Here is a 15,093-nt window from a genome sequence, read left to right as displayed (position 1 = left end):
TGGGACGCAGCCCACGCTTGTGCTCGGGATTTACCGCGCAGGCGCGGAGGGCGGGCGTATTCTGCCGATCGACAAGGGCGAGCAGAAAGAATGGATTGTCGAGGCCGGCTCTGTGAACGGGGCCAAAGACGGCGAGCTTGTGGAGGGGGCCTATATTGGCCCCAAGGCGCGTATGGGCCTGCCCAAGGCGCGGATCGTCAACCGGCTGGGTGATCCGTCGGGGCCGCGGGCTGTGAGCCTGATTGCGATCCATCAACATGGCATTCCTGACCGTTTTCCTGACGCTGTGATCGCGGAGGCCGACGCTATGAAACCTGCGGGCCTTAAGGGGCGCGAAGATTTGCGCGCGCTGCCGCTTGTGACGATTGATCCGCATGATGCGCGCGACCACGACGACGCCTGTTTTGCCGAGGCGGATACTGACCCCAAGAACAAGGGCGGCCATATCATCTGGGTCGCGATTGCGGATGTGGCGCATTATGTGCGCCCCGGCACGCAGCTTGACCGCGAGGCGCGCAAGCGCGGCAACTCCAGCTATTTCCCTGATCGGGTTGTGCCGATGTTGCCGGATCGTTTGTCTGGCGATTTGTGCTCTTTGCACGAGGGTGTGCCGCGCGCCTGTATTGCGGTGCGGATGCAGGTGGATGCGCAGGGCGCGAAGCTCTCGCACAGCTTTGTGCGCGGGTTGATGACATCGCCGGCCTCGCTCAATTATCAGGAGGTTCAGGCGGCGCAGGACGGCGCGCCAAACGCGAAATGCGCGCCTTTGATGGAAGATGTGATCGCGCCGCTTTATGAGGCCTATCATGCGCTGCGCGCGGCGCGGGCTGTGCGCCAGCCGCTTGAGCTTGATCTGCCAGAGCGCAAGATTGTGCTGAGTGAGGCGGGCGAGGTGCGCTCGATTGACTATGCCGAGCGGTTGGATGCGCATCGTATGATCGAGGAGTTCATGGTGCTGGCCAATGTCTGCGCGGCTGAAGAGCTGATTGCGCGCAAGACGGCGCAGCTCTTTCGTGTGCATGAAGAGCCAAGCACCGAGAAGCTCGATGCCCTGCGCGAGGTGGCGCAGGCCTCGGGGCTGACGCTGGCCAAGGGGCAGGTGCTGCAAACGCGCCATCTGAACACGCTTCTGAAGCAGGCCGAGGGCATGGATGAGGCCGAGCTGATCAATATGAGCACTTTGCGCTCGATGACGCAGGCCTATTATTCGCCCGAAAACTTCAGCCACTTTGGCCTCGCGCTGAAGGCCTACTCGCATTTCACCTCGCCGATCCGCCGCTATGCCGACCTGATCGTGCACCGCGCGCTTGTTGCGAGCCACGGTTGGGGCGATGACGGGCTGACCCCTGAGGATGAGGCCGATCTCGCCGAAACGGCGCAGCATATTTCCGCCACCGAGCGCCGCTCCATGCTGGCGGAACGCGACACCACGGACCGCTACCTCGCCTCCTATCTCAACAAACGGGTGGGCGAGGACTTTGACGGCAAAGTCAGCGGCATTGCGCGCTTTGGCATCTTTGTGAAGCTCGACGAAACAGGCGCCGACGGGCTGGTGCCGATGCGCGAGCTGGGGCGTGAATATTTCAACTACGACGAGGATCGCGGCATTCTCATCGGCTCTGAAACACGCCGCGAGATCAATCTTGGACTGCGCGTGAAAGTCAGGCTCGCAGAGGCCGCCCCTGTCACAGGCGGGATCGTGCTTGAGCTTTTGGAAATAGAGGGCAAACCCGTCGACAAGGGCCGTGGCAGCAGCCACAGAGGCCGCGGCAAGCCGCCCAAACGCGCCCAGAGTCGTGCCAAGATCAAAGGCGATAAAACCAAACGCAAGATCGAACGCAAACGCAAATAACCTTTCTTTTTGCTAAAAATATCCCGGGGTGAGGATTCATAAGCTCTATGGCTTATGAATCTGAGGGGCAGCGCCCCTCGCTTTGGTCGGATTTCGCGCAGCGAAATTCGAAGATGGGCAAAACGCGCCGCCAGATGGCAGGGCTTCGCTTGCGGGGGCTACGCCATTGTGGGTTTCTCTTTCGGAAACGACTGTTTCGCGTTAGGCTTTCTGTGAGCAGCGAAAGAGGCGGGAATGCTTCAGACATATTTGGGACTTTCGGTATTGGTGGCAGGGCTTTCAGGCTCTGTGGCGGCGAGCGGCACGGTGGACACGTCATTGCGCCCGGTGATGCGCCCCGGCTCGGGCACGGGGGGCGAGGTTGTGTCTGTGATGCGCGTCAGTGCGGTGCAGCCGACCTTGCGGCCTGTGTTGCGGCCTGCGGATTTGACTGCGGCGGCCAGCTCTGGGGCGACTCCACTGGAGGTGAAGGCCTATCCGCAGAATGCGGGGTTCGAGCGTTGGGTTGAGGGGTTCAAGCCGCGTGCGGCCAGTGCAGGGATCAGTCAGCGGGTGATCGATCAGGCGTTTCGCGGTATTCAATACAACACCGACGTGATCAGGAGTGACGGCAACCAAGCCGAGTTCACCAAGACGATCTGGGAATATCTTTCGAATGCGACGTCTGACAAGCGGGTCGCTGACGGGCAAAAAATGCTGCGCAAGCACCGCCGCACTTTGGAGGCGATCGAGCGCAAATATGGCGTGGAGAAAGAGATTGTCACCGCCGTCTGGGGGCTTGAGAGTTTTTATGGCGACATCAGGGGCGATTATAATGTGATCGAGGCGATGGCCACATTGGCCTATGACGGGCGGCGGCGCGAGTTTTTCTCAAAGCAGCTGATTGCGGCGCTTAAAATCTTGGAGCGCGGCGACACGACGCCTTCCAAGATGAAAGGCTCTTGGGCCGGCGCGATGGGGCATACGCAGTTTATCCCGACCTCTTACGAGCTGTTTGCTGTGGACTTTACCGGCGATGGCAAGCGCGACATTTGGAGCAATGACCCGACGGATGCACTTGCCTCAACAGCAGCCTATCTGGCGCGCTCGGGCTGGCAGAAGGGGATGCCTTGGGGTGTGGAAGTGCGCTTGCCTGCGGGCTTTAACCGGGGGCTGGCGAGCCGCAAGACCCAGAAGATGCCCTCTGACTGGGCGAGGCTCGGGGTGCGGGATATGAGCGGGCAGCCTGTGCGCGATTATGGCTCGGCGTCGATCCTCTTTCCCGAGGGCGGGCGCGGGCTTGCTTTGATGATCTTTGAGAAGAACTTCCGCGCCATCGAGCGCTATAATGCGGCGGATGCCTATGTGATCGGTGTCGGGCATCTTTCCGACCGTTTGCGCGGCGGTGTGCCGCTTGAGGGCAATTTCGGCCCCGGCGAGCGGCCTTTGAGCGAAGATGAGACCAAGGAGTTGCAGCGGGTCTTGAAGCGCCTTGGGTATGATCTGGAGAAGATCGACGGCAAGATCGGGCCGAACACCAAGGCGCAGATCAAAGCCTATCAGAGCCGTAACGGGCTGGTGGCGGATGGCTATGCCTCGGAAGCGCTTTTGCAGCACATCAAGCGGCGGTAATCTGGGTTCGAATTTTCGCTTTGCGAAAATCCGACCCGTTGAGGGGGCTGTCTGCCCCCTCAAACTCCCCCGAGGATATTTTTAGAAAGAGGAAGGGGCGCGAGGCGACGCTTCCTTTGGGGGTGTCAGCCGCCTTCGAGGCGGTTGAGCAGGACGACTTCGCTTGTTTCACCGATCGGTTGGAACCAGCTGTCGTTGTAGATTTTGCCGTCGATGGAGACGGAGACGCCGCGCGCGAGTTGGGGGCGCAGGGCGGGGTGGTTTGCTTCGAGTTCTGTCAAAAGCTCGCGCAGGTTGGAGGCTTTGACCTCCAGCTCGCGTGCGCCCCCCGCCAGATCGGCGAGGGAGCCCCAGAGTGTGACCGTGACCACGGCTTAGCGCGCTTTGATGGCCGCCAGAAGCTTGGGCGGGGACATCGGCAGGCTTGTCATGCGCACGCCAGCGGCGCGGCTGACGGCGTTGGCCAATGTGGCCAGTGGCGGGACGATCCCTGTTTCGCCCACGCCGCGCACGCCGTAGGGGTGGCCCGGATTTGGGATTTCCAAGATAACCGGGTCGATCATTGGCAGATCGGAGGCCACGGGGATACGGTAATCAAGGTAGCCTGCGTTTTGCAGCGTGCCGTCTTCGCCGTAGATGTATTCCTCGTTGAGCGCCCAGCCGATGCCTTGGACAGCGCCGCCTTGGAGCTGGCCTTCGACATAGTCGGGGTGGACCGCTTTGCCTGCGTCTTGGAAGACGGTGTAGCGCAGGACTTTGACAGCGCCTGTTTCGGGGTCGACTTCTGTATCGGCGATATGGGTGCCAAAGCTGACGCCTGCGCCTTCGGCGTTGACTTCAAAGTGGCCTGCGATCGGCCCGCCTGTGTTTGAGGCGATGGCGGCGATGTCTTTGAGGGTCATGGGCGGGAATTTGCCCGCGTTTGGCCCTGCGGGTTGGGCGGCGCCATCGACCCATTCGACGGCCTCTGGCTCGATCCCCCATGTGGCGGCGGCGCGGGCCTTCATGATTTCGATGGCGTGGCGCGCGGCTTTGATTGTCGCCAAGCCCACCGCGAAAGTGACGCGCGAGCCGTCTGTGACCTCGTTCTGGCCCAGTGTGGCAGTGTCGGCGATCACGGTGCGGACCTGTTCGTAGGGGATGCCCAGCTCTTCGGCGGCCATCATTGACATGGAGGCGCGCGAGCCGCCGATGTCGGGGTTGCCTTCCGAGAGGGAAACTGTGCCGTCGGGGTTGATCATCAGGGATACGCAGGTGTCGCCGCCGAAGTTGAACCAGAAGCCGCAGCCCATACCGCGGCCTTGGTTTTCGCCCAGTGGTGCGCTCCAGTGCGGGTGCGCTTTGGCGGCTTCCAGCGTGGCTTTGAGGCCGATGGCGGGGTAGGTCGGGCCATAGGCTGATTTGGTGCCTTCGTCGGCGGCGTTCAGGAGGCGCAGCTCGATCGGGTCCATCTCAAGCTCTTTGGCGAGTTCGTCGATCACGCTTTCGACGGCAAAGGCGGCCATGGGCGCGCCGGGGGCGCGGTAGGCGGCGGCTTTGGGGCGGTTTGTGACCACTTCCCAGCCGACTGTCTCGACATTTTCCAGATCATAGGGCGCAAAGCCGCACATGGCGCCGAGTGCGCCGTTCATGGCGTAGAACGCGCCTGACTGGTAGCGGAAGTCGCCTTGGGCGGCGGTGATCTTGCCCGCGTTTGTCACGCCGATCTTGATGTCAATCGAGGTGGAGGAGGTCGGGCCAGAGGCGCGCAGGACTTCTTCGCGCGCCATGGTCATCTTGACGGGTTTGCCCGTCTTTTTGGACAGCATCAGCGCGACGGGCTCAAGGAACACAGTGGTTTTGCCGCCAAAGCCGCCGCCGATTTCCGAGGCTGTGACTTTGAGGCGGCCTGCATCCATGCCCATGATGGCAGAGCAGGTGTTGCGCACCATGTAGTGGCCTTGGGTGCAGCACCAGAGATCGCCTTGGCCATCGTTGCCCATGGTTGCGAGGCAGGCGTGCGGCTCGATATAGCCTTGGTGGGTTGCGGCGGTTGTGAAGCTGCGTTCGATCACGAGATCGGCTTTGGCGAAGCCTGCGGCGATGTCGCCGTGGCCGTATTGCGACCGCGCGAGGACGTTTTGGCTATAGCCCGCGGGGACGCTCTCCTGCTGACGGCCTTCGTGGAGGACGGGGGCGTCGGGCTTCATGGCGGCGTCAACGTCCACCACATGGGGCAGCACGTCATACTCGACCTTGATCGCCTTCAGCGCCGCGAGGGCGACAGAGCGGGAGGTGGCGGCGACGGCGGCGACGGTGTGGCCGTCATAGAGCGCTTTCTCGCCGGCCATGACATTGTCGAGGATGTCGCGGGTGCCTTGGTCTTCGGGGGTCACTGTAAAATCTGCGCGAGTGACCACGGCTTTGACGCCCGTCATGGCTTCGGCTGCTGAGGTATCAATCGAGACAATGCGCGCGTGGGCGTGGGGGCTGCGCAGGCAGAGGCCTATGAGCATTCCGGGGGCCGACATATCCGCTCCGTAGCGGGCGCGGCCTGTGACTTTGTCAAGGCCGTCGGGGCGGGGCACGCGGGTGCCGACGACTTTGAATTCGCGGGTTTGGAACTCGTCTTTTGCCATTATGCTGCGCCTCTCATTTCGGCCGCTGTCTCAAGGACGGTGCGGATGATTTTGTCATAGCCCGTGCAGCGGCAAAGATTGCCTGCGAGCCAGTAGCGGACTTCTTCTTCTGTTGGGTCGGGGTTGCGCGCCAGAAGATCTTTGGCGGCGACCAGAATGCCCGGTGTGCAGATGCCGCATTGGAGGGCGGCCTTGTCGATAAAGTTTTTCTGCAACGGGTGCAGGGTTTCGCCGTCGGCCATGCCTTCGATGGTCTCGACAGAGCGGCCCGCGGCTTCGGCGCCGAGCACGAGGCAGGAGCAGACAAGGCGGCCATCGAGCATGACCGAGCAAGCGCCACAATCGCCTGAGGCGCAGCCCTCTTTGGAGCCTGTCAGATCAAGCTGGTCGCGCAGGACATCAAGCAGCGTGTCGGAGGCTTCGCAGAGGTAGTCGACGGCATCGCCATTGATGGTTGTGTTGACGTGGATACGGCTCATTTTGTGTCTCCCAATGCACGGGTATAGGCAAGCTTGGCGGCGCGGCGGGCGAGGACGCCCGAGACATCCTTGCGAAAGGCGACGGTGCCGCGTTTGTCATCAATCGGGCGTGCGGCGGCGGAGGCGGCGGCAGCGCAGGCCTCAAGGGCGGCGTCTTCGCATTTGGAGCCGATCAGGGCTTCGGCGGCTTCTTTGACCAGCAGAACCTTGGGCGCGACCGCGCCGAGCGATACGCCTGCGCATTCCACTGTGCCGTCTTCGCCAAGAATAATATTAACCGCGCAGCCGACCACGGCGATGTCCATTTCGGTGCGTGGGATAAAGCGCAGGTAGGCATCGCCGCTCTTTTGAGTGCGGGCAGGCAGAAACACCGATGTGACGAATTCGCCAGCGGCGAGAGCGTTTTTGCCCGGGCTTTGGGGGATATCAAGGACGGCCACGTCGCGTGTGCCATCGGGGCCAGCGACACGCACCGTTGCGCCAGCGGCGACAAGGGCCGGGACGCTGTCGCCTGCGGGGCCGGCGTTGCAGAGATTGCCCACCATCGTGCAGCGGCCCTGAACTTGGGTGGAACCGATCAGCTCGGCACCTTCGACGACACCGGGGTAGTCGGCCTTGAGGCCAGCGTGTTCGCCCATGGCGGCGCAGGAGACGCCTGCGCCGATGCGCCAGCCGCCGTCCTCGGAGGTGATGTCGCTCATGCCTGTGATACGCTTGATATCAATGATGGCGCTTGGTGCGATATGGCCCGCGCGCAGGCGCACGAGCAGGTCTGTGCCGCCTGCCAGAACGCGCGCGCCTGTATCGGCGGCGAGAAGCGCGACGGCGGCCTCGACAGTTTCTGGAGTTTCAAATCTCATGGCCGTCTCCCTAGGGTTCATCTCTCAGGATTGTGTTCGGGCAGACTCGGGGGCCGCCCTTTGGGGGCAGTCTCGCCAAAGCGGGGAGGCTTGGCAAGGGCGTGCCGCGACAAGATATGTCGCGACTGCGAAATTCAGCCGCCGCAGATGCCTTGGAGGCGCTGCCAGTCATTGTCCGAGAGCAGCGGCTCGGGCGCGGTTGTGGCGAAGGGGTCGGCCTCTATGAGATCAATCGTATCCTCGCCTGTGATATCGCGGGCGTAGGCATAGGGGCTGGCGCGGACCGACCATGCGGCGAAGCCTTTGAGCAGGGTTTCGTCAGGCACAAGGGGGCGCGGCTCGGTGAGCATATGCTCGGCGTAGGCGTCTTGGGCGGCGCTTGGCACCTCGCCTGTGGTCAGCAGGCGCAGGCTTGTGACGAGGCCCGCATGGGAGAGAAAATCATGCAAAGGGTCGTGCAGCTCGGCGGCGAGGTGCTCGGCGATGATATAGCCTGCGACCACGTCAGGCTCTTCGAAGTCTTCGATCAGGGCGCGGTTGAGCAGGATTACCCCGCCGGGCAAATGCGCGGCCTCACCCACGCCGCCGGGTAGAACAACAAGCCGTGCGGCCCCGTCAGGCGAGGGCAGGCGCGCACCGAGTTTGCGCAGGGCGCGCGTGCCTTCGGGGGCGGCGCAGGGCAGGCCTGCGACGCGGGTGATGCGCGACAGCAGCGCCGAGCCAAGCTCGGCGCGTTTGACATCGGGGACAACACGCACGGCATGGTCGCGCGCAGCGGACGGCAGCCAAAAGACGCAGAGCGCGGCCACGGCGGCAACCACGCCAAGGCTGATCCAGAGGCGCAGGCGGCCCGGATGGGGGCGGGCGCGCTCTATACGGGAGCGCAGCTTTTCTATGGCGTCGATCATGGTGGCTTCGTCGGCGGCCAGCTCGAGTGTTTCGGTGCGGTCGCCATCGGGGTGGAAGATCGCGGGGCGGCTGCCCGGATTGGCGCGCTCGATGGCGGGCAGGAACCAATGGGCGAGGGCGCGGTCATTGTGATCGGATATTGTGAGCGTGGCATCGCCTATGGAGACGATCACTTCGCGGCGCTGGGCATCGGCGCTTTCGCGCCAGAGGCCTGTGGCTTCGATACGGTCATACTCTTTAAGGGCTGTCATCGGGTGGGGCTGCTCCTGCCTCTTTTATGAGAGGGTAGCATGGGCCATGTGCCAGTGAAAAGGGGGATTGCGCCGCGGCTTCGCCGCGTCGCGCAGGGAGGGGGCTTTGCCCCCTCGGCTTCAAAAGCTGTGCGCTTTTGAAGCCTCACCCCCAGGATATTTTTGGAAAGAAAAAGCAGGCGCAGATTTAGAGGGTTTTGGCGGTGTTGCGCAGTTCGAATTTCTGGATTTTGCCTGTGGAGGTTTTGGGGAGCTCTTGGAAGACGACCTTTTTGGGCGTTTTGAAGCCGGCCAGTTTGCTGCGGGCGAAGGCGATCAGCTCGGCCTCTGTGGCTGTGGCACGCGGCTTCAGCTCGACGAAGGCGCAGGGCACTTCGCCCCATTTGTCATCGGGTTTGGCGACGACGGCGCAGAGCGAGACGGCGGGGTGGCTGGCGAGCACGCCTTCGACCTCAACTGAGCTGATATTTTCGCCACCCGAGATGATGATATCTTTGGAGCGGTCCATGATCTGCAAATAGGTGTCAGGGTGCTGGATCGCGAGATCGCCCGAGTGAAAGAAGCCGCCTTTAAAGGCCTCGGCGGTGGCCTCGGGATTTTTCAGATAGCCTTTCATGACGGTGTGGCCACGGATCATGATTTCGCCTTGGGTTTTGCCATCATGGGGGACGGGGGCCATTGTCTCGGGGTCGAGCACCACGGCTTCGTCCATCATTGGCATAAGGACGCCTGTGCGGGCTTTGATGGCGTAGCGCTCTTCGGAGGGGCGCTCATCCCAGCGGGCGCGCCAGAGGCATTCTGTGACGTGGCCGTATGTTTCTGTGAGGCCATAGACCTGTGTGACGTTGAAGCCGAGCGGCTCGATCGCCGCCAGCGTGGCGGCGGGGGGCGGTGCGCCCGCTGTGAAGACCTGAACGGTGTGATCAAAGCCGCGTCTGTCACTGTCATCGCAATTGACCAGCGTGTTCAGAACAATGGGTGCGCCGCCAAAATGGGTCACGCCTTCGTCGGCGATGGCGTCATAGATGGCTTTGGCTGTGATGTTGCGGCAGCAGACGATTGTGCCGCCAAGCAGTGGCATCATCCAGGTGTGGTTCCAGCCGTTGCAGTGAAACAACGGAACGATTGTCAAATAGACGGGGCGCAGGGTGAGCTGCCAGCTGACCACTGTGCCCATGGTCATGAGGTATGCGCCGCGGTGATGGTAGACGACGCCTTTGGGGCGGCCTGTTGTGCCTGAGGTATAGTTGAGCGCGAGGCTGTCCCATTCGTCGTCGGGCATGATCCATTTGAACCCTGCATCACCACCGGCGAGGAAGGCTTCATATTCGGTGTGTCGCCCTGTGGCCGCATGGCCATGGGCGGGATCGGCGACTTCGATGATCCGGGGGGGCGTGCCATCCATGGCGGCGATGGCGGCCTCAACGGCGGGCAGGAACTCTGTATCGACCAGCACCATTCTGGCTTCGCCATGCTCAAAAATATAGCGGATCGTCTCGACATCAAGGCGCGTGTTGACGGCGTTGAGCACAGCGCCTGCGGCGGGGACGGCGAAATGCGCTTCGCAATGGGCGGGAATATTGGGCAAGAGCGTGGCGACGACATCGCCCGGCTTTATGCCTGCCGCAGCGAGGGCAGAGGCCAGCGCGCTGACGCGGGCGTGATACTCGGCGTATGTTTTGCGGTGCTCTGTGCCGTAGGCGACGGCGAGACGGTCGGGGAAGATATAGGAGGCGCGCTTGAGGTGTGAGAGCGGCGTCAGGGCCACAAAATTGGCGGCGTTTTTGTCCAAGCCGGTTTCGTCGCGCATTTGAGCCATTGTCTTCTCCCTGTTTTTTCCCGCTTATGTCGGGTTTGGGAGAGACTATGCGCAGGATGGCGTATTTGAAAAGCCCAAGTGCGACCATTTGAAGGCGGAAATGACGTGAGCGAGACAAGACCTGTGGCGGCGGCGCTTTGGATGCTGGCGAGTATGCTGATCCTTGGGGTGATTGATAACTTTATCGTTGTGATGGCCGAGGTGATCAGCCTTTGGCAGATGTATGTGATCCGCCTGCTTATTTCCATTCCTGTGGTTTTTGTGGTGGCGCGGCTTTTGGGCCAGCGGTTCTTGCCTGTGAACTGGTGGCCTGTGCTTTTGCGCAGTTTTCTGTTTGCCTCGGCGATGTTGTTTTACTTTGCCTCGCTGGCGTTTCTGCCGATTGCGCAGTCGCTTGCGGGGCTGTTTACCTCGCCGATTATTGTTGTGACGATTACGGCGCTTTTCTTGCGGGAGCGGATTGGCGTCTTCCGGATTGGTGCGGTGATTGCGGGCTTTCTGGGCACGCTTGTTGTGCTTGAGGTCAGCCCGAGCAGCTTTAGCCCGCTTGTGATTGTGCCTGTGATCGGCGGGGTGCTTTATGCGCTTAACGCGGTGATCACGCGGCGGATGTGTGGCGGGGAGAGCACCTGCACGCTTCTGGCGGGCACGATGGGGATGCAGGGGGTTTTGGGGCTGGTCGGGCTTTTGGCGATTGCTGTGTTTGGCGTGGAAGAGATCAGCGGGCCGCTGGCCTTTGTGACGCGGGGCTGGGTCTGGCCGATGGAGGGGGTGAGCCTGCTTTTGGTGGGGCACGTGCTCTTTTCGATTGTCGGGGTGTTTTGCCTGACCCGCGCCTATCAGCTGGGCGAGGCCTCTTATGTGGCGGTGTTTGAATATTCGATCATGGTGTTCGGGCCTGCTTTTGCATTTGTCTGGTTCGGGCAAAGCCTGAGCGCTGTGCAGATGGCGGGGGTTGCGCTTATTATTGTGGCTGGCTCGGTGATTGCTTTGCGCTCGCGGCAAAGCTAGGCTTTTGCCATGATTATTTCGCGCGGGCGGCAGTATATTTTTGTGCATATCCCGAAAACGGGGGGGACTTCGCTTGCGCTGGCGCTTGAGGCGCGGGCGATGCGCGACGATCTGATGCTCGGGGATACGCCCAAGGCGCAGAAGCGGCGCAAGAAGCTTGTGGGTGCGCCTGCGCGCGGGCGGCTTTGGAAGCATTCGACATTGGCCGACATCGAGGGGCTGGTGAGCGACGGTGAGATCGAGCAGATGCTTTGCTTTACGCTGGTGCGCAACCCTTGGGACAGGATGGTGAGCTATTATCACTGGCTCAAGGCGCAGCGCTTTGAGCACCCTGCTGTCGGGGCGGCCAAGCGGCTTGATTTTGGCGGTTTTTTGCGCGCGCCCGAGGTGGTGGGGGCGATGAAAGCGCATCCTTATGAAAGCTATATGGCGGGCAGCGATGGGCGGGCGCGGCAGGCGCTTTTCATCAGGCTTGAGCATTTTGCCCAAGATTCAGCGCCGCTTGCGGAGCATCTGGGATTTGAGCTTGCCTTGCCCCGCGCCAATGCAAGCCTGCGCGAGCGGGACTATCGGCGCTATTACAGCGCAGCGGAGTGTGAGGCGGTGGCGCAGATGTCGGCTGTGGATATTGCGCGGTTTGGGTATTGCTTTGGCTAGGTTTGAGCGGGGTTGGGCTGTGGTATTGGTGCTCAAATGGCAACAATAAGGCTGATTTGGCCATATTGTTGCCATATTTGGGAAATAAATGCCCTGAAATTGTCTTAATTTGGCCCTATCGCCAACAGGATTCGGAGACAATTTGTATCAAGAGTTAAATGCCGTCTGCCAGCGGCTGAACACTTGGGGGATAGGCTTGCGCGCGCGTGGCGCGGCACGCCAGAGAGCGCCGCGAGATGCGGCCCAACTCCTTTGTTTTGCGTGGTGTTCGGCAGGTATCTGTGCCTGTGCAATGCTGCGCTTTTGTAATCCCCGGCTCGCCAGAGTCTTGCGTTTGCAACGTCCGGTCACAGTAGAGCGGGTGCGCCTGTGACGCGCACCCGCTTGCTAGTTTTTAGGCCGCTTTGTCGGCTGACGGGGCGAAGCGCGTGTAAAAGCTCTGTCCTTTTTTCGCCATGTCCTCCAGCAGCGCTGGTGTCGCAAATCGGGGGCCGTATTGCGCGGCCAGTTCGGCTGTGCGCTCGGCGGCGTAGGGTGTTCCGATCATGTCGAGCCATGAGAGCGGGCCACCTGACCACGGCGCGAAGCCCCATGCGAGGATGGCCCCGACATCGCCTTCGCGGATGTCCATGAGCACGCCTTCTTCGAGGGCGCGCACGGCCTCCAAGACTTGTGCGAACATGAGCCGCTCTTGCACCTCAATGAGGCTCGGCTGCTCCTCTGCGAGGGGGTATTTTTCGCCCAGACCGGGCCAGAAGCCTGTGCGCTTGCCTTTGTCGTCATAGTCAAAAAAGCCCGCGTTGGCCTTGCGGCCCAAGCGGCCCTCGGCCTCCATCCAGAAGATAAGGTCGTCTGACGGGCTGTCGGGATAGTCTGCGCCCATGGCGGCTTTGGTGGCGCGGGCAATTTTGGCGCCGAGATCAATCGAGGTTTCGTCATTGAGCTGAAGCGGGCCGACAGGAAAGCCAAGCTGGCGCGCGGCGTTGTCGATCAGCGAGGGGGCGACCCCTTCTGTGACCATGCGCAGGCCCTCGTTGATATAGGGGATGATGCAGCGGTTGGCGTAGAAGAAGCGCGCATCATTCACAACGATCGGGGTTTTGCGGATCTGGCGGACATAGTCGAGCGCCTTGGCGACGGCGCGGTCACCTGTTTTCTCGCCTTTGATGATCTCGACGAGCAGCATTTTCTCGACGGGCGAGAAGAAGTGAATGCCGATGAACTGCTCGGCGCGCGAGGAGGCTTTGGCCAGATCGGTGATCGGCAGGGTCGAGGTGTTGGAGGCAAAGATGCAATCTTCGGGGATCACGGCTTCGACCTTTTTGGTCATCTCGGCTTTGACGCTCGGGTCTTCAAACACCGCTTCGATGATCAGATCACAGTCTTTGAGGGCATCAAGGTCAGGCGTCGCTGTGATGCGCGCGAGGATCTCTTCTTTCTTCTCGGGTGTCGCTTTTTTGCGGGCGATCCCTTTGTCCATGTAGCTGGCGGTATAGGCGCGGCCCTTGTCGGCGGCGGCTTGGTCGCGATCAATGAGCACAACGTCGATACCTGCTTGGGCCGAGACAAGAGCTATGCCTGCGCCCATCATGCCTGCGCCTAGGACGCCGAGCTTTTTGACGCGCTGATCAGGCACACCTGCGGGGCGAACTGCGCCTTTGTCGAGCGCTTCTTTGTTGATGAAGAGCGAGCGGATCATGGCGGCGGAACTCGGGTTCATCAGGGTGTGGACGAACCAGCGTGTCTCGATCTTGAGGGCGGTGTCAAAGGGCACCAGCGCGCCTTCGTAGACGGCGGACAAGAGCGCCTTGGCCGCGGGGAATGCGCCTTGGGTTTCGGAGTGGACCATGACGGAAGCGCCAAGGAAAGTCATGAAACCGGCGGGGTGATAGGGCGTGCCGCCGGGCATTTTGTAGCCCTTTTCATCCCATGGTTTGACGATGTTTGGCTCGGAAAGCACCCATGCGCGGGCGTCTGCCATCGGATCATCTGAGACCTCGTCAACGAGGCCTGCTTGCTTGGCTTTGACGGGATCGGAGAGCTTGCCTTGCAACAGGAAAGGTGCTGCGGCCATTGCGCCGAGTTTGCGCACAAGGCGGGTTGTGCCGCCTGCACCGGGGAAGATGCCGACCATGATTTCGGGCAGGCCGATTTTGGCTTTCGGGTTGTTCGCCACAAAGGTGCGGTGGCAGGCGAGGGGAATTTCAAAGCCGATGCCGAGGGCTGTGCCCGGCATGACGCAGGCGACGGGCTTGCCGCCTTTGTTTGTCTTCGGGTCCATGCCTGCGCGTTCGATTTTGCGCAGGACGGCGTGCATCCCCATGACGCCATCAAAGAGGCCTTTGGCTGGCTCGTCGCCTGCGTCGTCTTTCATCTTGGCGATCACGTTGAGGTCCATGCCGCCTGCGAAGCTGCCCGCTTTGCCAGAGGTGATGATGATGCCTTTGACGGCATCATCTGCGAGGGCATCATCAACCAGATCGGAGAGATCGGAAAAGCCCTGAATGCTCATCACATTCATCGACTTTCCAGCCGTGTCCCATGTGATGGTGGCGATGCCTTGGGCGTCTTTTGCGAGGGTGAAATCACTCATGATTGTGTCTCCTTTAACTCAGCGGTTGCCGCTGGAGAGCCGTTCTTTGGCTCGGGGTGTTTGATCAACTGCCAATGCGTGTTTGAGGTGGCTGCGCGCAGGCCTGCGCCTAGCCATTTTTCATCTCGTTGAATCAGTGTCATTTGGGTGAGGCAAGGCTCGATCACGGGGGTTGCACCGCTAAGGGCGTAGACCTCGTGAATGCCTTCGATACGGTTTGGATCTTCATGCGCGAAAATCGCTTCACGGCAGATCCTGTAGTAGGCTGTAACCCCATGCCTGGTGAGGTTGGCGCGAAGGCTTTTGAGGGAGGGCAGGTAGGACTCTCTCGTGGGGATATGCAAGGTCGCGTCATCTGTCTCGATAAAGCAGGGATAGTGGAGGTGATCCAGCACTGTGGAAAAATCCATATCCCATAAGGCTTGCCCGACGG

General features: G+C 61.3%; 12 protein-coding genes. 4 read left to right on the top strand and 8 right to left on the bottom strand.

The window, feature by feature from the left end:
- On the top strand, window positions 1-1,852 hold a 1,852-nt coding region (locus tag ACTF58_RS05905), incomplete at its 5' end, for a ribonuclease R family protein (protein ID WP_438991046.1).
- 234 nt (window positions 1,853-2,086) lie between these two features.
- The gene (locus ACTF58_RS05900; protein WP_438991045.1) at window positions 2,087-3,463 is read left to right on the top strand and encodes a lytic murein transglycosylase; all 1,377 of its coding nucleotides are present in this window, start codon (window positions 2,087-2,089) and stop codon (window positions 3,461-3,463) included.
- 125 nt (window positions 3,464-3,588) lie between these two features.
- Here the strand turns inward: ACTF58_RS05900 and ACTF58_RS05895 are convergent, their stop codons facing one another.
- The 6 genes from ACTF58_RS05895 to ACTF58_RS05870 all read right to left on the bottom strand — a co-directional run bounded on the left by ACTF58_RS05895 (window position 3,589) and on the right by ACTF58_RS05870 (window position 10,399).
- Complete coding sequence (locus ACTF58_RS05895; RefSeq protein WP_438991044.1) at window positions 3,589-3,834, bottom strand: MoaD/ThiS family protein; 246 nt, start codon at window positions 3,832-3,834, stop codon at window positions 3,589-3,591.
- Window positions 3,835-3,837: 3 nt separating this feature from the next.
- Window positions 3,838-6,081: a xanthine dehydrogenase family protein molybdopterin-binding subunit gene (locus tag ACTF58_RS05890; protein WP_438991043.1), complete on the bottom strand. Its 2,244-nt coding sequence runs from the start codon at window positions 6,079-6,081 to the stop codon at window positions 3,838-3,840.
- Window positions 6,081-6,560 carry a (2Fe-2S)-binding protein gene (locus ACTF58_RS05885; RefSeq protein WP_438991042.1) on the bottom strand — a complete coding sequence of 160 codons (480 nt, stop codon included), beginning with the start codon at window positions 6,558-6,560 and terminating at the stop codon, window positions 6,081-6,083. The genes ACTF58_RS05890 and ACTF58_RS05885 overlap by 1 nt, the downstream gene beginning before the upstream one ends.
- Window positions 6,557-7,420 (bottom strand): FAD binding domain-containing protein, encoded by an 864-nt coding sequence (locus tag ACTF58_RS05880; RefSeq protein WP_438991041.1) that lies wholly within the window; start codon window positions 7,418-7,420, stop codon window positions 6,557-6,559. The genes ACTF58_RS05885 and ACTF58_RS05880 overlap by 4 nt, the downstream gene beginning before the upstream one ends.
- Window positions 7,421-7,554: 134 nt before the next feature.
- The gene (locus ACTF58_RS05875) at window positions 7,555-8,580 is read right to left on the bottom strand and encodes a hypothetical protein (protein ID WP_438991040.1); all 1,026 of its coding nucleotides are present in this window, start codon (window positions 8,578-8,580) and stop codon (window positions 7,555-7,557) included.
- Window positions 8,581-8,767: 187 nt separating this feature from the next.
- Window positions 8,768-10,399 (bottom strand): AMP-binding protein, encoded by a 1,632-nt coding sequence (locus tag ACTF58_RS05870; protein WP_438991039.1) that lies wholly within the window; start codon window positions 10,397-10,399, stop codon window positions 8,768-8,770.
- 105 nt (window positions 10,400-10,504) lie between these two features.
- Between ACTF58_RS05870 and ACTF58_RS05865 the strand changes: the two genes are divergently transcribed.
- Window positions 10,505-11,410 (top strand): DMT family transporter, encoded by a 906-nt coding sequence (locus ACTF58_RS05865; RefSeq protein ID WP_438991038.1) that lies wholly within the window; start codon window positions 10,505-10,507, stop codon window positions 11,408-11,410.
- Between the two features lie 9 nt (window positions 11,411-11,419).
- Complete coding sequence (locus ACTF58_RS05860) at window positions 11,420-12,067, top strand: sulfotransferase family 2 domain-containing protein (protein WP_438991037.1); 648 nt, start codon at window positions 11,420-11,422, stop codon at window positions 12,065-12,067.
- A gap of 394 nt (window positions 12,068-12,461) precedes the next feature.
- Here ACTF58_RS05860 and ACTF58_RS05855 read toward each other — a convergent pair whose 3' ends face one another.
- Together ACTF58_RS05855 and ACTF58_RS05850 are read right to left on the bottom strand one after the other, a co-directional pair.
- The gene (locus ACTF58_RS05855) at window positions 12,462-14,660 is read right to left on the bottom strand and encodes a 3-hydroxyacyl-CoA dehydrogenase NAD-binding domain-containing protein (RefSeq protein ID WP_438991036.1); all 2,199 of its coding nucleotides are present in this window, start codon (window positions 14,658-14,660) and stop codon (window positions 12,462-12,464) included.
- Window positions 14,657-15,070 (bottom strand): hypothetical protein, encoded by a 414-nt coding sequence (locus tag ACTF58_RS05850; RefSeq protein ID WP_438991035.1) that lies wholly within the window; start codon window positions 15,068-15,070, stop codon window positions 14,657-14,659. Before ACTF58_RS05850 ends, ACTF58_RS05855 begins: the two co-directional genes overlap by 4 nt.
- Between the last annotated feature and the right edge of the window lie 23 nt (window positions 15,071-15,093).

The sequence above is a fragment of the Lentibacter sp. genome, from assembly GCF_965657785.1.
Taxonomy (GTDB): domain Bacteria; phylum Pseudomonadota; class Alphaproteobacteria; order Rhodobacterales; family Rhodobacteraceae; genus Lentibacter.
Note: the sequence above shows the minus strand (reverse complement) of the source record. Positions and strands in the feature narration are given on the sequence as shown.

Bases quoted from the DNA above. Each gene is read 5' to 3' on its own strand.
- ACTF58_RS05900 (WP_438991045.1), top strand. From the start codon at position 2,087: ATGCTTCAGACATATTTGGGACTTTCGGTATTGGTGGCAGGGCTTTCA.
- ACTF58_RS05890 (WP_438991043.1), bottom strand. From the start codon at position 6,081: ATGGCAAAAGACGAGTTCCAAACCCGCGAATTCAAAGTCGTCGGCACC.
- ACTF58_RS05885 (WP_438991042.1), bottom strand. From the start codon at position 6,560: ATGAGCCGTATCCACGTCAACACAACCATCAATGGCGATGCCGTCGAC.
- ACTF58_RS05880 (WP_438991041.1), bottom strand. From the start codon at position 7,420: ATGAGATTTGAAACTCCAGAAACTGTCGAGGCCGCCGTCGCGCTTCTC.
- ACTF58_RS05875 (WP_438991040.1), bottom strand. From the start codon at position 8,580: ATGACAGCCCTTAAAGAGTATGACCGTATCGAAGCCACAGGCCTCTGG.
- ACTF58_RS05870 (WP_438991039.1), bottom strand. From the start codon at position 10,399: ATGGCTCAAATGCGCGACGAAACCGGCTTGGACAAAAACGCCGCCAAT.
- ACTF58_RS05860 (WP_438991037.1), top strand. From the start codon at position 11,420: ATGATTATTTCGCGCGGGCGGCAGTATATTTTTGTGCATATCCCGAAA.
- ACTF58_RS05855 (WP_438991036.1), bottom strand. From the start codon at position 14,660: ATGAGTGATTTCACCCTCGCAAAAGACGCCCAAGGCATCGCCACCATC.
- ACTF58_RS05850 (WP_438991035.1), bottom strand. From the start codon at position 15,070: ATGGATTTTTCCACAGTGCTGGATCACCTCCACTATCCCTGCTTTATC.